18 protein-coding genes and 2 pseudogenes are annotated in these 22,840 nt (G+C 60.7%); 11 read left to right on the plus strand and 9 right to left on the minus strand.

Annotation, left to right across the window (positions count from 1 at the left end; all coding sequences use genetic code 11):
• Positions 1–91: 91 nt before the first annotated feature.
• Together DYI37_RS18895 and DYI37_RS18900 are read left to right on the plus strand one after the other, a co-directional pair.
• A complete protein-coding gene (locus DYI37_RS18895) occupies positions 92–1,174 on the plus strand; it encodes an AAA family ATPase (RefSeq protein WP_116684856.1) in 1,083 nt (360 codons plus the stop codon).
• A complete protein-coding gene (locus DYI37_RS18900; protein ID WP_116684836.1) occupies positions 1,080–3,545 on the plus strand; it encodes a S8 family peptidase in 2,466 nt (821 codons plus the stop codon). The genes DYI37_RS18895 and DYI37_RS18900 overlap by 95 nt, the downstream gene beginning before the upstream one ends.
• 233 nt (positions 3,546–3,778) lie before the next feature.
• Here DYI37_RS18900 and DYI37_RS18905 read toward each other — a convergent pair whose 3' ends face one another.
• The 4 genes and pseudogenes from DYI37_RS18905 to DYI37_RS18915 form a co-directional block, all read right to left on the minus strand.
• A complete protein-coding gene (locus DYI37_RS18905) occupies positions 3,779–5,842 on the minus strand; it encodes a type IV secretory system conjugative DNA transfer family protein (RefSeq protein ID WP_158555224.1) in 2,064 nt (687 codons plus the stop codon).
• On the minus strand, positions 5,835–6,791 hold the full coding sequence (locus DYI37_RS20365) for a hypothetical protein (RefSeq protein WP_245414006.1): 957 nt from the start codon (positions 6,789–6,791) through the stop codon (positions 5,835–5,837). Before DYI37_RS20365 ends, DYI37_RS18905 begins: the two co-directional genes overlap by 8 nt.
• Before the next feature lie 402 nt (positions 6,792–7,193).
• Positions 7,194–7,745 (minus strand): annotated as a pseudogene (locus DYI37_RS20610) (relaxase/mobilization nuclease domain-containing protein); the annotation flags it as partial.
• Positions 7,742–8,386 (minus strand): hypothetical protein, encoded by a 645-nt coding sequence (locus DYI37_RS18915; protein ID WP_147307951.1) that lies wholly within the window; start codon positions 8,384–8,386, stop codon positions 7,742–7,744. The gene DYI37_RS18915 and the pseudogene DYI37_RS20610, both read right to left, overlap by 4 nt.
• 643 nt (positions 8,387–9,029) lie before the next feature.
• On the opposite strand from DYI37_RS18915, the gene DYI37_RS18920 reads away from it, so the two are divergent.
• The 4 genes from DYI37_RS18920 to DYI37_RS18935 all read left to right on the plus strand — a co-directional run bounded on the left by DYI37_RS18920 (position 9,030) and on the right by DYI37_RS18935 (position 12,639).
• Positions 9,030–9,728 (plus strand): nucleotide-binding protein, encoded by a 699-nt coding sequence (locus DYI37_RS18920; RefSeq protein ID WP_116684840.1) that lies wholly within the window; start codon positions 9,030–9,032, stop codon positions 9,726–9,728.
• On the plus strand, positions 9,725–10,480 hold the full coding sequence (locus tag DYI37_RS19830; RefSeq protein ID WP_147307952.1) for a hypothetical protein: 756 nt from the start codon (positions 9,725–9,727) through the stop codon (positions 10,478–10,480). Before DYI37_RS18920 ends, DYI37_RS19830 begins: the two co-directional genes overlap by 4 nt.
• Before the next feature lie 59 nt (positions 10,481–10,539).
• Positions 10,540–10,755, plus strand: coding sequence for a hypothetical protein (locus DYI37_RS18930; protein WP_116684842.1), 216 nt, complete (start codon positions 10,540–10,542; stop codon positions 10,753–10,755).
• Between the two features lie 99 nt (positions 10,756–10,854).
• Positions 10,855–12,639, plus strand: a complete 1,785-nt coding sequence (locus DYI37_RS18935) for an SLC13 family permease (RefSeq protein WP_116684843.1) — start codon at positions 10,855–10,857, stop codon at positions 12,637–12,639.
• Between the two features lie 271 nt (positions 12,640–12,910).
• On the opposite strand, the gene DYI37_RS18940 is transcribed toward DYI37_RS18935, so the two are convergent.
• On the minus strand, positions 12,911–13,192 hold the full coding sequence (locus DYI37_RS18940; RefSeq protein WP_116684844.1) for a diguanylate cyclase domain-containing protein: 282 nt from the start codon (positions 13,190–13,192) through the stop codon (positions 12,911–12,913).
• On the opposite strand from DYI37_RS18940, the pseudogene DYI37_RS18945 reads away from it, so the two are divergent.
• Positions 13,191–14,358, plus strand: a pseudogene (locus DYI37_RS18945) (IS3 family transposase). The gene DYI37_RS18940 and the pseudogene DYI37_RS18945 overlap by 2 nt on opposite strands.
• A gap of 166 nt (positions 14,359–14,524) precedes the next feature.
• Here the strand turns inward: DYI37_RS18945 and DYI37_RS18950 are convergent.
• Entirely contained in the window at positions 14,525–15,295 is a 771-nt protein-coding gene (locus tag DYI37_RS18950; protein ID WP_199520213.1) for a helix-turn-helix domain-containing protein, read from the minus strand.
• Positions 15,296–15,783: 488 nt separating this feature from the next.
• Here DYI37_RS18950 and repA point away from each other — a divergent pair, with 488 nt between their 5' ends.
• Together repA and repB are read left to right on the plus strand one after the other, a co-directional pair.
• Entirely contained in the window at positions 15,784–16,995 is a 1,212-nt protein-coding gene (gene repA, locus DYI37_RS18955) for a plasmid partitioning protein RepA (protein ID WP_116684845.1), read from the plus strand.
• Complete coding sequence (repB, locus tag DYI37_RS18960; protein ID WP_158555225.1) at positions 16,992–17,981, plus strand: plasmid partitioning protein RepB; 990 nt, start codon at positions 16,992–16,994, stop codon at positions 17,979–17,981. Before repA ends, repB begins: the two co-directional genes overlap by 4 nt.
• A 636-nt stretch (positions 17,982–18,617) precedes the next feature.
• On the opposite strand, the gene DYI37_RS18965 is transcribed toward repB, so the two are convergent.
• Positions 18,618–19,520, minus strand: a complete 903-nt coding sequence (locus DYI37_RS18965; protein WP_116684847.1) for a DUF2493 domain-containing protein — start codon at positions 19,518–19,520, stop codon at positions 18,618–18,620.
• A 993-nt stretch (positions 19,521–20,513) separates the two neighbouring features.
• Between DYI37_RS18965 and DYI37_RS19835 the strand changes: the two genes are divergently transcribed.
• Complete coding sequence (locus DYI37_RS19835; protein ID WP_147307954.1) at positions 20,514–20,846, plus strand: hypothetical protein; 333 nt, start codon at positions 20,514–20,516, stop codon at positions 20,844–20,846.
• Positions 20,847–21,134: 288 nt separating this feature from the next.
• Positions 21,135–21,740, plus strand: a complete 606-nt coding sequence (locus DYI37_RS18980; protein WP_147307955.1) for a hypothetical protein — start codon at positions 21,135–21,137, stop codon at positions 21,738–21,740.
• 44 nt (positions 21,741–21,784) lie between these two features.
• On the opposite strand, the gene DYI37_RS20195 is transcribed toward DYI37_RS18980, so the two are convergent.
• Positions 21,785–21,925: a hypothetical protein gene (locus tag DYI37_RS20195; RefSeq protein ID WP_199520214.1), complete on the minus strand. Its 141-nt coding sequence runs from the start codon at positions 21,923–21,925 to the stop codon at positions 21,785–21,787.
• Positions 21,926–22,281: 356 nt separating this feature from the next.
• Complete coding sequence (locus DYI37_RS18985) at positions 22,282–22,614, minus strand: DUF3768 domain-containing protein (protein ID WP_116684851.1); 333 nt, start codon at positions 22,612–22,614, stop codon at positions 22,282–22,284.
• Positions 22,615–22,840 lie beyond the last annotated feature (226 nt).

The following is a 22,840-nucleotide window of genomic DNA, read 5'->3' on the forward strand; positions in this document are numbered from 1 at the left end:
GGGCGGAAAAACTTGGGCCGAATGCGCGCGCGAAATCTAGTTCATTAACAGTTTCTCGACTATGATCCCAAGGTCGGAGAATGGGTATCAAATGGCGTCCGCTCAACAACTCATCGGGCTCGTCAAAAGCCACGCAGAAGGGAACGCTGATCGTTTTTACGATCTGGCGATGCAACTTTCTGCGGCCGAAGAGCAAAAGGGGCACACCCGGCTGGCCGAACAGTTGCGACAATGGGCCGAAGCAGCGCAAAAGCCGCCAGCGAAACGAAGCCCCATAGTTACGCCGATTGCAGCACCCCGAGGCGATCTGGCGGAGTTCCTTGCCGCGTCCTATCCGTCCAAGCGCCTCGTCGATGTCATTTTGCCAGACAGGATCGAGAGCGAACTCGCGCATCTCGTTGTCGAGACGCGCATGCGTGAAAAGCTTGAGGCAAAAGGGTTGAAGCCACGGCGGCGCGTTCTCCTCTCCGGTCCTCCCGGAACCGGCAAAACCCTAAGTGCGTCAGCGCTCGCCGGCGAGCTGCAGTACCCCCTCTTTTCGGTCATGCTCCACGGGCTGATCACGAAGTTCATGGGTGAAACAGCTCAGAAGCTGAAGATGATCTTCGATGCCGTCAAGACGACGCGCGGCATCTATCTCTTCGACGAAATCGACGCTTTGGCCGCGGCACGGGGCGGTGAGAACGACGTCGGCGAGGCCCGGCGGGTTCTGAACTCATTCCTGCAGTTCTTGGATGAGGATACCGGGCCTTCCATCGTCATTGCCACCACAAACCTGCCGGAAATTCTTGACCGCGCGGTGCTGCGCCGCTTCGATCTCGTGTTGCCTTATGTGATGCCCGATGGCCCGGCCATCCGGCAGGCTCTCGAACGCCGCCTGATCGGATTCTCGCTGGCTCGGATGGGTTGGAAGCGGGTGACGGATGCCGCCACGGGCCTATCGACGGCCGATGTCGTGGCGGCGGCGGAAGATGCCGCCCGACGTGCTGTGCTGAACGACACCGACAAAATTGCGACACAGGATTTGCTTGATGCCCTCGAACGCCGACGGTCGCTCCAAGAACTAGGGACCGATAACAATGGCACGAGACCTTCGACACTTCCACCTTCGCAGTCTCGGACAGCCGCGCCCGTTCAAGGCAAAGGGCGGGGGCGGGTCCAAAAGACCAGGTGATGTCCCCAGTCGTGCCGCGCACGCCCAAGCGCTGCTTCAGGCCATCGATGCGCTGCCGAATATTCCAGTTGCTGAGCTTCCCGGCGTCTATCTGGAAGTACGCTCGCGTGTCGACGAGCGCCTGAAAAAGGATAGCCTCGACGCTAGTGGCCTGACGCTCCTTCGCGTCGCCGAGGCCCTTGATCCCGGCGGAGCCCAGGAGCGTGCGACGGTCTTTGCGACAGCCAAAGGTGTTGAGAACCTGCGCAAGAAGGTCGAGCAGTTTCGGACTGAAGACACGCCTGATCGCGAGAAAGATGGTGAAATCGTCCCGGGGCGTCCGAAGAACGCGGACCTGGTGCAAAGCGTTGCTGCCATCACGGAAGCGGGATTGCGTGCCCTCTGGCGCAGCCCTCCAGGCAAATTTCCCGGAGCGGATATTGCGACTGTCTGGGAGGTTTGGCTTGAGCCTCAAATGACCGAAGCCTTCGTCGCGGCCGCACCAAACTACGGCGTCACCGTGGGAGCGGATCGGCTGGAGTTTCCCGAAGATACCGTTGTGGTCGTACAGGCCGATCGCAATCAGCTCGCTCAGGCCGTCCGCCGACTGGGCGGCGTGCGCGCCCTTGCCGCTCCGACCATCACAGCGGATTTCTTCGACGGCTTGCCAGTGGCCGAACAGGCGCAGTGGGTCGACGAACTCGCGGGTCGTACGACCTATACCGACAATCCCGATCCTGGCTACGTTACGCTTTTGGATACCGGTGTCAGTCGCGCGCATCCTCTCATTCAGCCGGCGCTCAGCATGGATGACCGACATGCCGCCAACCCGGCCTGGGGATTGGAGGACGTGAAGGGCCATGGCACGGAGATGGGGGGGCTGGCGCTCTTTGGCGATCTGACGCCTAAACTGCACCAGGCGAACCCGGTTTCAGTCGTGAACCGTCTGGAATCCGTAAAGCTGCTGCCTGATGCAGGGGTGAACCCGCATCATCTCCTCGGCGCGGTGACAAGACAGGCGATAAATGCGGTCGAACTGGTCGGCCCTCGACGCCGTACTTTCACAATGACGACGACGACGGGTGAAGACACGCCGCATGACGGCGCGCCGACCTCCTGGTCGACGGAGGTCGATCAGCTGGCGGCTGGCGTGTCAGGAGAGATCCGACAGCGGCGTCTGGTGCTAGTTTCGGCGGGGAATACTGACAACTTCACCTTTGGCGTAGGAAGTTATCTTGATCGATGCGATCACGAGGACAACGAGATTGAGTCGCCGGCCCAGGCTTGGAACGCGCTGTCTGTCGGCGCCTATACCGAGAAGAACGTTCTGCCAGACGGCGAACCGGCGCAAGCTCTCGCACCGTTCGGAGATCTTTCGCCGGCGTCGCGAACCGCGTCGTGGTCCTCCCATTGGCCCATCAAGCCGGATGTTGTCCTCGAGGGTGGCAACTGGGCGCTAAGTGCCATGCCTCCGCCAATGCGGCACGGATGGTTATCACTCCTTTCAACGCACCACAATTATCCGGTCCGATCCTTCACATTCACCTTCGACACCAGCGCGGCGACAGCGCTTGCAGCGAAGGACGTAACGGAACTCTGGTCGGACTATCCGACACTTTGGCCCGAGACAGTCCGTGGTCTCTATGTGTCTTCAGCGCGGTGGACGCAGCAGATGCGCGCACATCTGCCTGCCCAGCCGAACAAAGGTCACTACACGCCCCTTTTTCAGCGCTATGGTTATGGTGTGCCGGACATGGCCCGTGCCCGCCGCAGCGCGTCGAACGCGCTGACCCTCATCGTCGAAGACACGATTACGCCTTACGGAATTTCTGAGAAGACCGGCGGTGATGTCCACAATGAAATGAAGCTGTTCGCCCTTCCCTGGCCCGTTGAGGCTTTGCGCGCGCTCGGCGATGCCGATGTGATCTTGCGGGTGGCACTCAGCAGCTTTATCGCTCCGAACCCGTCCGAAGCCTCGCGCGGCGTTCGGTATCGCTACGCGTCCCACAACTTACGTTTCCAACTCAATCGCGCTGGCGAGAACGAAGCCCAATTCCTGGCTCGGATCAACAAGGCGGCCGAACAACCCGATGGTCCTGCAAACGACGAGGATGATCTTTGGGACTTCGGTAGCAATCGGCGCCATGTCGGCTCCCTCCATATAGATCAGCTGACATGTAAGGCTTCAGATCTGGCGCGGCGCAACTTGCTGGCTGTTCACCCCGTCACCGGATGGTGGAAGTCGAAAAAGCTTCTGAACCAAGGATTGCCATCTGTGCGCTATGCGCTGATTGTCGAGATCGATGCGGAAGAGTTAGACACTGAGCTCTATGCCGAGGTTCAAGTAGCTGTCGACGCCTTGATTGACGCTCAAGCGGTTGTGCAAGTTTGAGCACATTAGCTGCATCAAGTTGGAATTAATGGTCTCCGTTTGAATTCCTGTCTGCCCTTTAAACATTACGCTCTATCCATCTATTTCGTGAACTCACCACGTCAGTTCAACTTCCATTTCCCGCGCTTTGTTGACCCTTGGTTAGAATGGGGAAACGGCAGCTCCTGGAACGGTCGTTGTCGACCTCATATGTCCGCCATGGGCGCCGAGCTGCCGCGACCTTATGGGCTCGATCACGCTTCGGCATCCGCGCGGTTCATGAGATCCCGCAGGCTGCTCGTCGCAAGTTCGAGCGAAACTCGATCGTCCTCATCTTCGGCGACGGGCGTCCGAACGACCCGTCGTGGTCTGCTACCGGCCTCGATCATATGCGGGTCGCCAATTATCTTGGCTCGCTTTCTCTTCGGAAAACGAAGTACGCGTTGAACGTCTTCGGAAGCATCGGCAATGTTCGAATCTTTCGAACCACCACCTCCTACGGAAACTCTCGCCGTTGGCTGTGTTTCAGGCGCGCGCTCTTTCGCTCGATATCGCGATTTCCGTCGAATCGGACGAGTTGGCGCGTCTTCGCCGCTGCCTGCTTCTATCGGAGCGCCGTCTTCGTGGCTCTCCCTGCGCGCATCATGTTCGACACGCGGCCCCGCATTCGCCTCCGGCAACGGATACTCGCCGCTCTGCGCAGCATGGATCTGCCTGAACGGCCTGTCCTTAAAATACGCCACCCGCTTCGCGCGGATCGGCATCTGAGCATCGATGACGAGGACGATGTCGTCGAGCGGCATCCGCCGGGCGTCGTCTTCCGTGAGAAGCGCGGTCTCCTCGGTGCGCTCGGACGCGCTAAGGCCCTTGAAGGGATTGGCGCCGATCGAGCGCGACTTCGTGACGACGCGCTTGGTCGTCGTGCCGACTGCCTTCGTCAGTTCCTCGATCGTCTTCTCGTCCGATGGCGTGAGGTAGAGCTTGACGCCGGCATTGCTCTGCAGCGCGCGGCGTGTGTTCTCGCCATAGATCTCGTCGAGAGCCGGAATGCTCTGGGTGACGATGGCGAGATGGCCGCGAAAGGAGCGAAGTGTTTCGATCGAGTCCGTGACGATCGGCATCTTTCCGAGCCGGTTGAACTCGTCGAGCATGATCATCACCGGCCAGGGCTCGTCAGGACCCGGCTCGTTCTCCTGAAGCGCTGCGATGAGATCGGAGAAGAACAGCCGAATGAGCGAGGAGAGCGGCTTCACCATCAGCGTCTCGACGACGAGATAGACCGAGAACGGCTTCTTCCTGATCGTTCTGAAGTCGAAGTCGGAGACTGCGGTCGCAGCATCGATCGCCGGATTGCTCCACTGATCGAGCCCGGAGGTCATCAGAAGCGAGATGTAGGATGTGAGCGTGTCGTTGTTGGTCGATGCCATGCGCACGAAGATCTGCTTGGCTGCGTGGTTCCGAACCTCCTGGGCGCGAAGATTGTACTCCTTCTGCTTATCGCCGCCGGAGACCGCAATCCTATAGATTTCGCCGAGGGTCGGGATGCCGCGCTCGAAGGCGAGAAGGCCAGCGGCGACGAAGATATCGATGCCGCCTTTCAGGAGGCCTCGCACGTGATCGCTGTCGGCCTGAAGGAAGAGAGTTGCGAGAAGTTGCAGCTCCATCTGCTGGCGATGCGGGTTCTCCATCTCGGAAATGCGCTTCAGCGGGTTGTAGCGATGGGTGCGCCCCGAACGCCAATCGGTCGGCGCGAAGCGGAAGACATCGTCACCATGCGTCTTTCGATGGCGGGCCGTCGCTTCGAAATTCTCGCCTTTCACGTCGAGGACGACTGCGCTGCCCTTGAAAGTCAGAAGGTTCGGAATGACGAAGCCGACCGTCTTTCCTCGGCCCGTTGGTGCGACGAGAAGAGCATGCGGAAAGCGAGTCGAAGTGATCAGCTGCGATCGGCCAAAGCGCGAATTCGTCTTGCCGAGAACGAAGCCGGTTCCAAGCGGGCCGAAGAAGCAGCGCCGCTTCATCTCACGTCGAGTTTGCCAATGGGTCCGCCCGTATTTGGTGAGGGCGTCGCCGGCGAGGAGCGAACTTACCATGATGCCACCGACTGCCGAAACGCTGGTGAACAGGTTCACGATCAGAAAAGCATCAGGCCGAGCACTGTGAAGCCAGGCATAGTTTCGCAGGATGAACGTCGGATCGGCATCGACGGGAAGAGCAGGCTCGGCGAGCGTCAGATAAATCGTTGCCAGAACCACGCCGATCGCCGCACCGATCAGTCCAAGCGAGACGACCGCGGCGAGGACAGAACCCTTACCCATGGCGCGTTCCCGGCTCGTTGTGGGTTTCGCCATGGCGCTCGCGAACCCGGTCGACCTCCGTTTCCGCGATCTCGCGCATGACATCCTGCGCCGCGCCGCCGTTCGCGGTCGCGGCATCGGATTGCAGATAGGCTTTTGCCAGGTAGAGCCGGTCCAGGCGGTCGTCAGCAAGATCAGCCAAGGCGCTATCATCGCCCTGCTTCAGATTTGCGATCTGCTCCTCATCAAGATGCTCTTCGACCGCTTCCCGGAAGCGGGTGCCATCGGCCTCGCGATCGAATGAGTCCATCGCGCTGTTCGCCCGCATCGCTGAAAGCATGTCTCGGAGAACCGCATCGGTCTCCTCGACATAGGTTCGAGCTTCTTCAACGGGCGACGTCGGCTCATTGGCGACGAGGTTCGCGTCGGTAACGGCGGCCGCCTCGCTCGCCCCATCGTTGCGCAGGATGCCAGCTCGATGCAGCGCTTCGCTTAGCTCGACGTGAAGGTCGTTCAGCCGCTCGGTCGCGATGTCCCGATGGTCCTGGCGCTCAAGGTCGAGCCGATCATTCTTCGCGATCGCCCGAAGATCGTCGGCGAGCCACTGGCGTTCCAGTGCCGCACTGTTCGCTCCGGTCTCGATCCGCGCGATGACCCGGTCCGCATCGATGCCGGTGCCTTCAAGTGAGGTTTCCACCCGCTGCCGAACATCCGTCGCCGACAGCCGCGCGAGAGCGTCGCGTTCGATGTTGGTTTCGGAATAAACGCCTGCGTCGGATGGGACCTCGTTCAGCCTGTGCGATTGCGCCCCGATCGGCTGCATATGCGCGATGCCAGCATAGATGTCTGAGAGCTCGCGCTCAAACGCGGCCCGCTTTGCCGGCTCCATGGTCTCGGCCATCGCCTCGGCGCGGATCGCTTGATCAGCGAACCGGCTCGACAGCTCTTCGAGAGAATGGGTTTCGGACATTGTGATTGCTCCGTCCGGTTGGAGGGGCTGCCCGCGTGACAGAAGCTCGGCCGCTCGGCCAAGCGCTTCCCCGACATGGGTTCGGTTCTCATGGGTCGCTTCGTTCGAGAGCGAGCGGTAGAGCCGTGCGACGAGACCTATTTCTTCCCGGGCTCGCTCAGCATCGCCTCCGGTTCGCTGACGCTCGACAGGCGCCCTGCCCTCTTCCTTCGCCTGGTAGACCTCGCGGACCGTTGGCTTGTAGCTGTGAACGCCACGATCGATGCGGCGGGTCGCCTCCAAGCGTACGCCAACTTTCTCAGCCTCCTCAACCATCCCTTCGCGGAAGGCGTCGTAGTTGAAGTGATGATCACGCTGCAGATAGAAGAACTCGCCGTCCGGCGAGCGCCGGTTCAGGATGATGTGCGCGTGCGGATGGGCCCGGTCCTCGTGGACCGCGATGAGGTAGTCGAACCGCCGTCCTTCCTGACCGAAGAAGCGCTCGCCCAACTGGCTCGCGATGGTTCGGACGTCCTCGCCCTTCGTGCCGATCGGAAACGCCATGATCATGTGGGTCGTATGGCCAAGCTTCGGGCTGAACCCCTCGTTCCATGCGCCAGAGAACCGATCCGCAACTTTCGTGATCTGATCGGCGTCCAGCTCGGACTTACCGTCGTAGACGCTGCGACTGTCGATGATATGCGTCGACTTGGTCGTGAGGTATGTTAGCTGTGCGACGAGCGCGGACCGCGTGCGGCAGCCGCCGTTCCTCACCGGCTTGAAGATCGCCGGAAAGTGGCCGCTTGCCGCCCGCGTCATCTGCTGCTGGCGTCTGGCATGGTAGCCCGCCCCGTGCGTCCGGCCCCATCCCTCTTCAAACAGCGTGCCGGTGACCGCCGCGACGGCAGAGGCCGACGAAGGCGAGCCTGACGAAGCCGAACGCCCCTTGGTTCTTGCAGAAATCGCCCCGCTCATCGCGAGACCCCTTCGTCGACCTTCTCGCCGTCGCTACCCCAGTAGGGCGCGACACCATCGCCGTCGCGCGATGCCGTCAGCGCTGCATCTAATCGCACCTCGACGTTCGATTGCCGTCGCTCGATCATGCGAGCAAGCTGGTCGCTATAGTCCGTGACCATGCCGGCCAGTTCTCGAATTTCGACAAGATCGCCATCCGCGAAGGCCGGCTGCTGGGCGCGCAGGTTCGCCTCATGCATCCGTTTGGCGATCTGGCTGACATTGTTGCCGACCCGGTTCAGCGCGACCCGCATGTCGTCAAGATGGTCCTTCAGGTCCTGGTCCGTGACGAAGAGACCGTTCGCCGCATGGATCAGCGAGCGCAGTCCCTCCGCTCGCCGTTCGATCCGGTGGCGCTCGAGCACCCGGTCAAAAGCTTCGACCTCTCGTCTCGTCATGCGGACGTTGACGATCTCGGTGCGCGCGCCGGACGCGATCTTCGCGTCCTCCTCGCCCTTCGCGGCGTAATAGATCGTCCGCTTGGTCACGCGGTAGCGCTCAGCTAGCGCCTGCGCGCTGGTCCCTTGCCTGAACGCCTTGGCGATCGCCGAGCGCTGGTTGCGGGTGAGTTTCGTATGACCGGCCACGTGTGAAGTAAACACCCCTATTTCTTGCGATCATCTCATCAACTCCCCGCAACCATACGAATGACTGAAGCCGGAGCAACCCGTCACAGCTCTAATAGGCCGATCCGACGGCAGCAGTGACCGCGCTCCCGCAAACGTGGAAACTGGCCAGTGCAGGAAGGCGAATGCCAAAGCGTGAAAGGCGAATGGCAGAAGCCAGGTGATGAGTGGAAAGAGCCACATGCAGTAGGGCGCGTGGTCACTGCCAAAAACCAAATGGTGAAAGGCAATCGTCGTCTGCAGGGTGACGAACTGAGCATACTCGATGACGAGTGCCGAATGCCGAAAGACGTGTTCAGAGTGCAAGGTGAGAGCCGGAGAATACAGGGCGCCGACTGACGAACCAGAAGGGGAAGATGGAAATTGGCGGCTGCGGAATGCCGAAAGATCAATGTCGCCTGCCGCAAGGCACTTGATAGGTAACGGATGGCGTATCTTTTCGGACGAGTGCTCCATCCCGACTGCCATCTGCCTGTTGCCGAATGGCGATATACGGACGCTCGATTAGGCCGAGCCCGTTGCATTCCACCCTTATGGACTGGCACCCCACAGACGAGCGCATCGCAACCAGCGACTGCGTTCGTCCAACCTGAACGCAAAATGCTCGAAGGAGATCACTATGAAGGTGATAACTGCTCTGGCGAGAAAAGGCGGTTGCGGAAAGACGAGCCTGATCCGCGCCCTGACAAGCGCCGCCCTGTCGAACGAAAGCAAATGCCTCGTTCTAGACGCCGATCCGCAATTGTCGCTCGTGCGCTGGGCGAACCGGCTCGAAATTAAGCGGGACAATCTGACCGTTCTGCCGATCTCGGCCGTCGAAGAGCTCGACGGCATACTCGATGCAGCCCATGACGAGCGTATGGCCGATACCGTCTTCATAGACACGAAAGGCGAGGCCGGTCCTTGGGCTGATTATGTCGTTGAGCAGAGCGATCATATCGTCTGCCCGATGGTCCCGACCGAGACCGATCTCGACATCACAGCCGACACCTTCAACTATTATTGCGAGGCTCGAAAGCGGACGGAGGATCCAGACGGTTTGCCGTCCTTCTCCGTCGTCCTCACCCGCATGCCGTCGCGACCGAGGAAATCGCAAGTTCTCGCCGCGCGACAAGCCTATGAGCGCTTTCCAATCCTCGATGAGATGTTCCTGGAACGGTCCCAACACTGGGATGTCGATCGCGAGGGACTGCTGCACGAGCTCGCCGAGAGACGGGAAACCAGTCACAACCCGCTGATGCGACCGCATGCGCGCCTCTACCGCGATGCGCTCCAGGAAGCGCGGACGATCCTCGAACAGCTGGAGGCCGCCAAATGACGACTGAACGCAAGAGTTTTGAGAAGCGGCCAACGGAGGCCGGACCGGATGAGAACCAGCAATCGGGTCGCCGGAAGCGATCACGGCTCGGCGCCTTGAAACCTGAGGGTGTCAGTTTCGGCGGTGGTTACGAGCCCGTCCCGACCCACATGCCGAAGCCGGACGAAAACGCCAGTTCAAAAAAACACGCAGAAAGAGTTGATCAACTACGCGAACGTTCGATACCACCCCAGCCGTCGAAGCAGAAACTGTCGGACGAACAATGTTCGAATCCAAAGGTGAGCGCGCCAAACGAACCACCCTCTTCCGTCAGAGGACAGCCGGCGACATTTACGCCGTGTCGAAAGATGGATGGCGACCGCAGCGAGGCGGGGCGCAACGACGTCAACGGGACGCGTTTGGTATGGCTGCGCGCGGTCCCACGCGTTGATCAGCTCGCCTCACTCGAAGATCTCGATCAGCGAGGGTTCGCGATGAAGGACATCCTGAAGCTCGCCGGGAAGAGAGCATCGGCCTCGTTTGAACCTGCGGCGGAGTTCGCGGCCATGCAGGAAGTCGAGCGTCTTCCTCTCGCCTATGCCTTTCGGACATCAAAGCGGGTCTCCGTCGATCTTCTCGAAGGTTTGCACGATAAGGCTGATCGACTTCGGGTCCGCTCCGACGATGCCATGCTGCGAGGTCAGTTCGAGCCACTGTTCTGGAAGGAGATCGACCGGGTGGTCGATGATCTAAAGAACTACGCACCGGTCTGAAGCAGTTCGCCCGCGCGCGTCGGCAAGAATCACCACGATTGAAGATGACGAGGACGCCCATGGCTGACGACCTGGGAGATATCTGGAACAGCGGAACGAAGATGATCGGCAGGGCGATCGGCCGGATCGTTTCGATCGAGACCGGCAGCCATGTCGGTTTTCTCTACCAGTGGAACACGGGAGAGACCGAGGAGGCCTGGTTCGAAGAACCGGAAGAGCGATACTCCTACGAGATGTTTGGCGTGAATACGGGAGAACGTGCCGAGGCGGCCTGATCGTTCTCGCGAGCCTCACTGGAACAGCTGGGAAAGAAAAATGCTTATAGGCGAGGTTTCACCGTGCCCTGCCGGGGCGCGAGTTCGAAGGAACGGCGATTGAGCGATTTTCTGGGTGTCAGCGAACCCATTTTCGCCCTCGTCATCCTGGGTCTTCTGTTCGTCGCTTTCGTGTTCGAGAAATATCCGCCGGAGGTGACGACTGCGGGCGCGGCAGCGCTTTTCATCGTTTTCGGGCTGGTGCCGCAGAATGACGTCATGGACGTCTTCTCCAATTCCGCCACGATCACGATCGCCGCGATGTTCGTCATCTCGGGCGCCCTGGTGCGCACCGGCGTCCTCGATGCGCTGGCCGACCTTGTCATCGACCGGGCGAAGAGCCATCCGGTCCTCGCCGTCGGCGTGTTCATCTTCGCAACCATCGGCGCGTCGGCCTTCATGAACAACACGCCGGTCGTCCTCGTTCTGATCCCGGTTGTGATCCGGCTCGCCATCAGTCTCGAGCTCGCGCCGACGCGTCTCCTGATCCCGCTATCCTATTCGGCGATCCTTGGCGGCACCTGCACGCTCATCGGAACGTCGACCAACATCCTCGTGGACGGTGTCGCGCGCGGCAACGGCCTCACCCCGTTTTCGATTTTCGAGATCGCGCCGGTCGGGATCGTCGTGGCGCTCGTCGGCGGGGCGGCGATGATCGTCCTCGGGCCGCTCCTGTTGCCCTCGCGCGGCCACAAGAAAGGGATCGATGCGGGGGCCGAAACCCACTTCCTCTCCGAACTGACGATCCGTGCCGACTGCCGCTACATCGGCTCGAAGCTGGCGGACATCACTGATCTGCAGCGAAGCGGCATCAGGGTCACGGGCATCAGGCGTGGCAATGCGATCGAACGGGCGAACCTCGGAAGCATCGTCCTCCAGAAGAGTGACGCCCTGATCGTTCTCGCCAGAACGTCCGAACTCTTGACGTTCGCGCACGATCCGAGCCTGAGAGTTGGCCTTCGGCGCACCGTCGAACTCGACCCGGAAGCGGAGATCAGGGTCGCAGAAGCGATCGTAACGCCTTCGCGGCGAAGCTCGGGCGTCCGGATCACCGATCTCGCCCTCGGGCGGCGGGCGGGGATGCGCGTCCTCGGCGCCTTCCGGTCCCGCCATATCGCGGGTGCGGATCTGTCGAGCGTCATGTTGCGCCCGGCCGACAAACTGCTCCTGGAAGGGACCACGGAAGGGTTCGAGGAACTGGCGCGTTCGGGGGACGTCGTCTCCGTTACCAATCCGGGCGGGCGGGCCTATCGCCCCCGTCAGGCACCGATCGCGGTCCTCGCCCTGATCGGGATCGTCACACTCTCGGCCTTCGACGTCATGCCAATCGGCATCCTCGCCCTGATCGGCGTCGCGGCGATCCTGATCCTCAGATGCATCGACAATGACGAGGCTTGGCAGTCGATCGACGGTTCCATCCTGATCTTGATCTTCGCCATGCTCATCGTCGGGGCGGGCCTCGAAAAGACCGGCGCGGTCGAGCTGATCGTGAACGGGCTTGTTCCATGGCTCGATGGCCTCCATCCGATCATGATGCTGGTGGCGGTCTACTTCCTCGGATCTCTCCTGACGGAAGTCGTGACGAACAATGCGGTCGCTGTGATCTTCACGCCGATCGTGATCGCGCTCGCCACGCAACTCGGCGTCGACCCCCGGCCTTTCGTCGTCGCGGTCATGTTCTCCGCGAGTGCGAGCTTCGCGACACCGATCGGATATCAGACCAACACGCTCGTCTACGGCGCGGGAAACTACACGTTCGTCGACTTCCTGAAGATCGGCGTCCCGATGAACCTGATCGTCGGCATAGCGTCTCTCATTGCGATCCCGTTCTTCTTCCCACTCTGAACAGCCCCTTCGACAAGCGCTTCGCCCGCTCGGTGATACTCGCGGTGAAACTGAACCGACCTGTGCGGCAAGCGCTGGTGGCGCTTCAGATGGTCCCAAAACGACACTTCATAAAGGATCACTTTTGTTGGGCATATCAGGACTTTAACTGCCCTATCGTTCCTTCGCAGTCGTTCGGACGGGTTGCAAACTAATACCCATAAGCGGTCGTCTTTAGGCTTGGTTCAGTGCGGCCTCGCTGAGGCGAGCCGGGAATGGTCGCAGCAGTCGTCTAACCGTTAACCGTCGCTTCGCTGACGTCCTCCGCCATGAAGAAGCAATTGCGGCCACGTTTCTTGGCCGCGTAGAGGCTGCGGTCCGCAGCGGCCATCAGCTTATCGTGCGAGTAGAATCCGCCGCTTGCGCATCGCGCCACTCCGACGCTAATCGTCACGATGCCGATGCCGTCGGAACGCGATGGATGGACGATCTCAAGCGCCGCGACAGTGGCCTGCCCCCACGAAAGTGGTCCTTCATGAAGTATGGTTTTGAGACCATCGGAGGACGAGAGCATGCCGAACAAGAAGCACAAGCCTGAAGAGATCGTTGCGAAGCTGCGGCAGGTCGATGTCCTGGTTTCACAGGGCCGAAGCGTGGCGGAGGCGGTCCGCGCGATCGGCGTCACCCAGTTCACCTACTATCGCTGGCGCAAGGAGTATGGCGGTCTGAGGGAAGCCAGGTGAAGCGCCTGAAGGATCTGGAGAAGGAGAACGAGCGGCTTCGCAAAGCAGTCTCGGATCTGACGCTGGAGAAGCTGATCCTGAGTGAGGCCGCCTCGGGAAACTTCTGCGCCCTTCCCGCCGTCGCCAGTGCGTCGAGCATGTCGTCTGCAAACTCAGCGTGTCGGAACGTATGGCATGCCGGGTTCTCGGCCAGCATCGTTCGACTCAGCGTAAACGGCCGACTGGAAGGGCTGATGAGGAGGCGCTGACTGCTGACATCATCCGGCTTGCCAGCGAGTACGGCCGGTACGGCTACCGCCGGATCGCGGCCTTGCTAAAGAGCGAAGGCTGGACGATGAACGTCAAGCGTGTCGAACGGATCTGGCGGCGCGAAGGGCTCAAGGTCCCACAGAAGCAACCGAAGAGAGGTCGGCTCTGGCTGAACGACGGATCATGCGTCCGCCTGCGGCCCGAGTATCCCAACCACGTCTGGTCCTACGACTTCGTTGAAAGCCGGACACATGATGGAAGGAAATTCCGTATGCTGAATGTTATCAACGAGTTCACCCGCGAAAGCCTGGCAATCCGGATCGATCGAAAGCTGAACTCGATCAACGTCATCGATGTTTTGACGGACCTGTTCATCCTGCGCGGCCCACCCGGACATGTTCGGTCGGACAATGGTCCCGAGTTCATCGCGAGAGCCGTTAGGGAATGGATCGTCGCGGTCGGTGCGAAACCGGCGTTCATCGAGCCCGGCAGTCCGTGGGAGAACGGCTATTACGAGAGCTTCAATTCCAAGCTCCGGGACGAGCTTCTGAACGGAGAGATCTTCTACTCGATCGCAGAAGCCAAGGTCGTGATCGAAAACTGGCGACGCCACTACAACACGGCGCGTCCGCACTCATCGCTCGGCTACCGGCCGCCTGCGCCAAAAACCGTTCAATGGCCGGCGCCGCTCAACGGACCGACGTCGCCGACCACGCCAGCCGTGGCGCAGAGGCCGACAATGCACTAAGATTCACCCTGGACCACCCGGTAGGGGCAGGCCAACGGCATACGAACAGGCGGCGAAAGGCGGACGACTGAGCGCCATTCCGAACATCGACGTCGGAAACCACGCGGCATCGTCAAAATGCCTGCTGACAGCTTTTTTTATGATCTGACGGAGCCACGATTGGCCGTCAGTCTGGCGGTCTGAACCTTGCCCTTCTTACATCTCCTTGGCCATTTAAAACCTGAAGAGAATGATTTTTTGAGACTTGGTTTCTGGATGACAGAAGTGTCACCCCTTGTTTCCCGGAAGCCTGGACGCCCTTGAACGGCTCGAACAGAGCTGCCGGCGTTTCGGCGAGCCACCGGGCAAGCCCCTTCGCCTCCTCGAAGAACGGCATGACCTTCTCGGTGAGTTTCACCATAAGCCCGAGATGAAGACCGCGAGGACTGCGGTAGATCGAGAGTTCGATATAGCCGAAGCGGACGAGATCGATCAGGTAGCGCCGGATCGTGCGCGTCGACCGGGCCATGATGTTCCCAGCCGTGCCCTTTGTGATCGTGGTTTCCCTGCCCTTGCCGCAGCGCGCGCGTAAAACCTGAAGGAACGCCTTGGCGTTCGGCGTCAGGCGATCGTCGCGGGCTGCTGTCGTCGCCATCGGCTGGGCATACTGACGGCTGTCGTTCGGGACCGGCCGCTGGTGGCGCGGCCGTGCGACAGGCGGGCGCGCGACGCCCTTCCCGCTCTTGCCGTCATTCAATGATTGGGTCGGCGCGGCGCCGACGGCCGCAGATCGGCGCTGTGCCTCGGCAAACGAGATCAGTCCGGCCTGCTGGTCGCGCCAGATCGCCGCTCTCGCTTCGAAAGAGGGAGCGGGCACGGATCCGCCCTCGCCCGATCCGAACAGATCAAGCGCTCCTGTTCGCGCAGCCACAGGCGCGCGCCATTGTTCGTCCGTCATCGGGTCTTCCTTGCGCGAGGCAAAGCAAGTCCGTGGCGGGAAACCGCGTTTTCAGTTGACGATGTCAGCGAAGGAGGTTATTCAGAACTCAACCACGATGTTCAGAACAGGTCCCAGGCGGCTCCCGCTTCGGGGCCTTTTCTTTTGCCGTTCGCTTCTCCTCGTATGATGCCCTCACAAAGGGGCTTGTCTGCCAATCGTTTGGCTGCAGAACCGCAGCCACTTGCGACCGCCACGCACTGGCGGAAACAAGTTTCAGATTCGGCACCAGTTGAAAACTGTCGGCGCCGTATCGAACCGCGAATTTTATCAACATCCCTTGCGAGGGATGTCAGGGTCGGTTTCGACTACCCCTCCCGGGCCACTCGGTCTTGCACTATCCTGTGCGAAGCTGAATGCGACTCGGGTTGATTCTTTTTAAAGCCTAGCGGTTACACGAGCCTGACGCTATAGAGGCACAAAGCAAAGTTTTTCCGTCAGGAGACTCAGTGACCGCCGACGCAGAAAATGCGGTGGGTGTCGAGGATGCCGCAGCAGTCATCGCACGCCATTCAGATACGCTCTCCCGTCAGCTCCATGCAATGCGCCAGAGCCTTTATCCGCCGGAAGCGCGCAAGTCATTGCGAAACTTCTCGAGCCGCGAGGTTGCCGACCTTCTCGGTATCGGGGAGTCGACTGTCCGGCAGATGGCAATCGACGGCGAAGCCGTGACGCCAACCCAACTAGACAACGGACGCAAGCTTTATTCGTTGGATCAAATCAATAACTTGCGCCGATACCTTGCGGACAAACGCCCTGGTCAAGCATTGAGATTTCTGCCGCATCGTCGGGCGGGAGACCACATGCAGGTTCTCGCAGTCGCCAATTTCAAAGGTGGCTCAGCCAAGACGACGACTTCGATACACCTCGCCCACTATCTCGCCTTTCAGGGCCTGCGCGTTCTCGTGGTGGATCTCGATCCGCAGGCATCCCTCACATCCATGTTCGGAATTCAGCCCGAATTCGACGTCTCAGCGGACAAGACGCTTTATCCGGCGATTCGGTATGATAACACTGTCAATATCCGTGAGGTTATCACCCCAACTTATTTTCCGGGTCTCCATCTCGTGCCTGGCAATCTCGAACTGATGGAGTTCGAGCACGACACGCCCCGCGCCATTGTCGAGGGCAAGTCGCGCGGCGACCAGATGTTCTTCCGCCGCCTCAAGGCCGCGCTGCGCTCGGTCGACGAGGACTACGACGTGGTGCTTATCGACGCCCCGCCGCAGCTTGGCTATCTGACGCTCTCCGCTCTGTTCGCTTCCACCTCCATCGTGGTCACGATTCATCCGGCGATGCTGGACGTCGCCTCGATGAACCAGTTCCTCGCCATGACCTCCGACCTTCTCGGCGTCATTGAGCGGGCAGGCGGCACCATGCGCCAAGACTTCTTCCGCTATCTCCTGACGCGGCATAATCCGCACGACCTGCCCCAAGTGAACGTAGCGACACTTCTGCGCACTCTCTTCACTGATCATGTCTGCGTGACGCCGGTGCTTGAGACGACGGCGATCGCCAATGCGGGTCTCGAAAAAAAATCCCTCTACGAGATCGAACGGGGCACCATGAACAGGGATACGCTGCGCCGCGCGCTCGATGCGGTGGATGCGGCAAACGCCGAAATCTTCGGACTGATCAGACAGGCATGGGGGCGTCCATGAGTAAGGCCAGCGAACGCGCGCAGCGTATGAAGGCGATGTTTTCAGAGGCTCCCTCTCCCGTGGTAGAGGATGCAGCAAAGCCCGCGGCTCGTAACCCATCCGCCGGTTCCGTGCGCTCGCTGGAAGCGTCGTTTTCGCGCATCGAGGAGGAGAACGAGGCGCTGCGCCGGCATATCGCCGAGAGTGCGCAGGTGGTGGAACTGGATCCAGCCTCGATCGAGGCCTCTTTCGTCAAGGACCGGATGCTGCCGGTCGATATTGACGCGGGCTTCCTTGATCTCGTTGAGAGTATCCGCAGTAACGGCCAGCAAGTGCCGATCCTGGTACGTCCACACGCTGGAGCGCCAGAACAATATCAGATCGCCTACGGTCACCGGCGCTGGAAGGCATGCGCCGAACTCAGCCAGAAGGTGAAGGCGGTCGTCGCCATGCTTGACGACGAACAGATGGTAGTCGCGCTTGGCAAGGAGAACGCCGAGCGCAAAAATCTCACTTTCATCGAACAAGCTTTGTTCGCTCAGTCTCTTAAAGCGCGCAACACAAGACGTGAGACGATTGCGGCGGCACTCTCGGTTCCACCGACGAACGTCTCTAAGCTGACAACGCTCGCTGCAGCAATCCCACGCGAAATCATCGAGGCCATCGGGCCAGCCCCAAAAATCGGGCGTCCGCGCTGGGAAGCGCTCGCCAAGAGCGTAGACGCAAACGGCCGAAAGGTGGCGCTCGACGCGCTGAATTCGGTGATCCGTTTTCAAGCCTGGAACGAGAAATCGAGCGACGAACGGTTTGGCTTCTTCGTAAAGACCTTATCTGCAAAGCCGCAAATTGAGCGCAGCATCCTCTACCAAAGACGGGGCATCTCGGTATCGTCAAGCGGTGAGGGCGTCTCTGTCTCATTTAAAGTCAGCGATCGCGATAGCACCGGTCTCGCAGATCATTTGCGTAATGAACTTCCGCGATTGATCGAGGATTACCTTAATCGCTAGAACTAAGCCCGTGTCGCCTGACAACGACCGTTAAAAATATGGCAGCTGCCACCTAATAGGTAGAAAGTGGCAGCTGCCACTTTTTAAATCGCGCTGCAGAGCCTATCGGGGATGACCATTCTCATTCTGAGTCTCCAACATCGCTGTAATATGCCGATCCTCGCTTAACTCTCATACCGCGAATAAACAGCTTCCACGTATGCAGCTTCGTTTGAGCAGGTTCGCTAGCCCATCATTCGAAATAGCGCGACGAAATTCCGCTTCTCAGGCCGTGGAGAACGGAATCTTACAATGAAGTTGCATAATAGAGCGTAGGAGTACCCAGCCATAATCAAATGACAAGATGAAAATCTGTTTTTGAAAAGACCGGATCGGAACTACCATTGATCGAAACCGCAATGACAGTAAGTCATAATAACCGCCAGGTGCCGCAGTAAGCCAGCTTCTTACGAACGTCACTAGAAGGCGATACTGTTATAGAATTAAGGGCAGGGGAGGGGTCCGACTCACTATTGGAAACTTGGTCCGTTGCGACTTGCGCTTCCTACTTTCTCGCTATCTCGCTCCAACAGTGTTACGACTTAGAAACGCCCGGCGTTTGCCGGGCGTGAGGCCTTGAAGAAAGGAAGGGCGCCATCAGGCGCCGATCCTCATGACGGTGATCCCAAGGTTCTTGGCCTCGCGGGCGATCTGTTCCTGAATGCCGCCGCCGGGGGCGACGATGACGCCCTGCGGCGCTTCGGCGAGCATCTTGTCGTTGCGCACGAAGGCGGCCTTCCGCCCGAGATTGAAGTCGGGAGTGTAGCGGATTTGGTGGACCTTGCGATTGGAGGCCCACTTGGCTGCGATCAACTCGGCGCCTTTGCGCGATCCGCCATTCAGAAGCACCATGTCGGGATATTTGGCCTTGGCTTTATCGAGGGTGTTCCAGATGGCGTCGATGTCTTGGTAGTCGGTGCCGCCCGAGAAGACGATCCGCGTGCCTTCGGGGCAATCGGTGGTGTTCTCGAGGTGGCGCTTGGCCTTCATGTAGCGGCTGCTCTCGATGGCGGAGGCTGTCATCGCCGCGTGGGACGTGCGGCTTCCGGAGCGGGGGAGCCACTGCGATCCGGTGATGGACGCGAAGTGTTCGGCTGCCCAGTCACGCATGGCCTCGAAGGCGTTGCGAGCTTCGGTCATTGAGCGGCCCTCGTCGATAAGCTGCTCCAGTTCGCCGCTCTTGATCTCCGAGCCGTCCTGCTCACGCAAGGAGGTCTTCTGAGCGGCCTCGTTGTCGTCCAGACGCTTCTGGGTGTAAGAGATGCGGCGGTGGAAGCCGTTGACGACGCTCCACAGGAGCTCCTCGGCTTCGCCTTCAAGGCGGGAGCCGAGGAAGATGTCGGCCATGGAGTTCATCAGGCTGCCGATCTGCATTTCCACGAGGTCGGCGTCAGGAAGGGGCCGGTAGTCGCGTTCGCCGTCGAAGGAGGTGATGCCGTACAGAGCGATTTCGTCGAGGAGGTGGGCGGTCGAGCTGGCGGTATTGAAGGTCGTGGACATGAAACTCTCCGTTGGGTTGGGCCTTGTGGCCGGGACAACCCGATGCAGGCGGACTGCGAGGCCGATCGCACTTGCGAGCGAAGCGGAGAGTGGGGCGACCGCCTATTTTGTTGCGCGAGGAGGCCGCCAGGCCGGGGAAAATAGGTGGGGAGCCACACTTGCGATCGGCCCAGAGCGCGCTCTTTCGCGCGTCCTGTCCGGCAAATCAAAGGGTGACCCGGGCCACTGGCCTAACCAGCGGGTAGACGATCACCACGGCCTTCAGCCAGCCTAACCGCCCGGCGCTGACGTATGAGCGCGGCCATCACCGTGGCGGCGAGCGCGGGTGCTGAGAAGACCCCGCACGGCGATCCAGGAAAGCGACATCCGCACGAACGACGGCCGATCCATCTTCCGGTTCTGCGGCAAGGCCGAGACAGGGAGAGGACCGGAGCTTTGGCATGACCATGACATCGCCGCTCACACCGGTCTGGACGACAACGAGGCTGCGGACCTGCCACGAGCCGCGCTGTACGGAGGGTAGCGAACGGCCGCCGATCAACTGAGGGCCAGACCGACGCCACGCCATCGAGGCCATGCGCGGTGGGCTTGGCTGATACCCATGTCACCGGGACGAAGGGGCTCGAACGCGAACCAGCGTCCCGCTGATGACGGCCTGCGGGATCAAGGCGCGTGGAGGCCGATGCTGCGTTGGGAGCGTGACCGGCACAGATCGCGGATCGTCGATCTGGCGCTGGACCAACTTCGGCGCCGTCTGGAACACGCTCGATACGGCCGTGGCGATGAAACGCGCGTCTGAACTGGTGGATCGCCAACGGCTGCCGCGATCGTGGCGGGGCTCCAACCGCAAGGTCCGCCGAAGCCGGTCCCGGCGGCTCGGACGATGGCTATCCCATGCAACGAGAATGACGAAGCTGCCGCAGGCAGCGGGGAGCTTACCCGGCAGCAGGACCGTCAGGGCAGCGCGTGAAACCAAGACCGGGGATCACCGTCATGAGGGTCGGCGCATGGCGATGCCCTTCCGAGAAGGCGCTAGGCGCCCTTTGGAAGCAACTTGGGATCGATGGCGAGGATGTCGTGTTTGCCAGGATAGACGGAGAAAACCGGCCCTTGAGCGACGAGGGTTTTGTCGGCGCGGCATTTCTCGATCACCTCGACGTCGTGTTCGAGATAGGCGCAATACTGGAACGAGACGAAGGCGTTCGGATCGTTGAAGTGAAACGCGATCCATTTGGGCTCGCGGTTGACGTTGGTGTGCGCCTCGGACGCCAGCTCTCCGGCGACGATCGTGTTGATCTCGACGGAATGGGCACTGTCGCGGTATGAGGGAGTGCAAAGGCCGAAGTCGGTAGCAAAGCCTCTTTGACGCTGAAACTCTCGCCCGGAAAGCGGGCGCCGAGCAGGCGGCAAATGATCTGGGCGCTTCGGTAGCATTCGGTGGACCGGACGAAGGCCCATGGGTGCTGTGAGATGTGCATGACGGCGTGAGGACCGCGGTGCTCCGACGATGTGGCAAAACCCATGACAGGGCTCCTCTTGGCTGGATTGATCCAGCCGGGGCTTCCTTGTCTCTATCTCTGTTCTACCGCGCGCCAGCGCCGGCAAAGGGGTTTGATGAAGAAGCAGAAGCGTCCGTTCGAGGTCGTCACGGTTCGCCGGCGGGGCACCAAATTGAGCGGCGGATTGTTTGGCGGCGTTGCCGGCTTCACGGAGGCGATGGCGGCAGAGCGGCCGCTGAACGCTGACACGGAGACATCCGCGCCCAAGACCCCTGTAGAGGCTGACCGCTTCTTCAAGCCAATGGGCGATACAGCGGCACCGAAAGCGCGCGTCCTCGACGACACGACGCAAATTCTGCCTGCGCCAGCGAGTGAGCCGGCGCGCAAGCGCGGTCGCCCACGCAAGGAGCGAACGGAAGAGGACAAGGCCCTGCAGGCGGCCAAGGCGACGCAACGGCGTCGCCAGCGGCGGGCGCAAGTCCGGCAGGAGGAAGTGAGTGAGATGGCGACGGACGCGGTGGTGGATGGCGATGCGTCAGCGAGCCGTCCCACGGCGCCGGACGCCGTGCAGGAACCCGCCGTGGCTGGGAGTGAGCCCGAGAGCATCGCTCGAGGCGGAACGATGGCGCAGACGGCCGCTCATGCGGCGTTTCCGCTCGGTAAACGCTGGATGCGGCATCTGCCGCGTTGGGGGAAGCTGCGACGAGAGAGCGGCCTTTAGGGCCGGTCAGCGGCGCCTGGCGCCGCTTGCGAGGCGTCTGCCCACTAGTGAGGGGGCTCGCTGAAGGCCGCCTCCAGCTCGGCCTGCGCCTTCGCGAGATCCGCGAGGATCTCGTCGCGCTCTTCGCGAATGACAGCGTTCCTGAGTTCCGCGCGCAGTTCCTCGATGTGCTGTTCGATAAGCATCGTCATCTCCTTGAGAGTGTGAAAGACGACGCTCGCAACGGGGGTGGCTGGAAGGGGTCAAGGACCGCGAAGCGGCTAGCGGAGCGGGTGAGTGGAGGAGCCGATTTTGTTGACGTGCCGGGAACCGGCGCGGCGGCAAAATTGGAGGCGCCGCTCATCCTTGAGGCCTTCCAGGCACCGCCGTATCCTTGGCCGACTGAACAGACAAAGACTGTTTGGCACCGGAACCGCCAAAGCGTTCCGCCCGGCCTCGATGGCCAGTCGGATCGTCTAATACCGGCGCTGAATGAGAAATACCTGAATAGGAAAAAGCGGCCCCGAAGGGCCGTTCCGCGACCGCGATCGCTCTGGTCCGCCTAATATTCGGTGGCGAGGAGGATGGTGAGAACGCGGAATGTTTCGGCGGCGAGCGGGTCCTCGGCGCCGTATTCCATCTCGTCGTTTTCGTAGAGATCACTCTTCCAATAGACAGCGGTGCCTTCGATTTCGAAGCGTCCGAAGTCGCGATGGCCGTAGGGATCGTTCTCCTCGGTGAACGTTGCAAAGGCGAGGGTTTGACCGACGGCACGTCTGACGAAGCCGTCGCCTTGCGCCGACACGCCGTGGGTCATGACGACACGGCCGGGGACGGACGGGTCGCGGCCGAGACTGGTCCGGAAGGTGTCGTTGCGTTCGGCAAGGGCGGTCATGGGGCCTCTCTCGATGGGCGTTTCAACGCCCGACCGGCCCTATCTCTTCTCTGATCGGGGCCTCGAGACAGGGGACCGCCGCCGTTGCACGAGTGATCTTAGGTGTTTGGTCCCAGCATGTCATGGCTTGGCGATCGGCTGAAGATTTCCGGCTTTGTCTCGCTGATCTGTCGGATGGCTTCGAACGGCGTTTTGAACCGCAGAGCCCTGAGCTGCTTGGCGTAGT

Origin of the sequence: Fulvimarina endophytica (assembly GCF_003403015.1) — a bacterium.
Classification (GTDB): Bacteria; Pseudomonadota; Alphaproteobacteria; order Rhizobiales; family Rhizobiaceae; genus Fulvimarina; species Fulvimarina endophytica.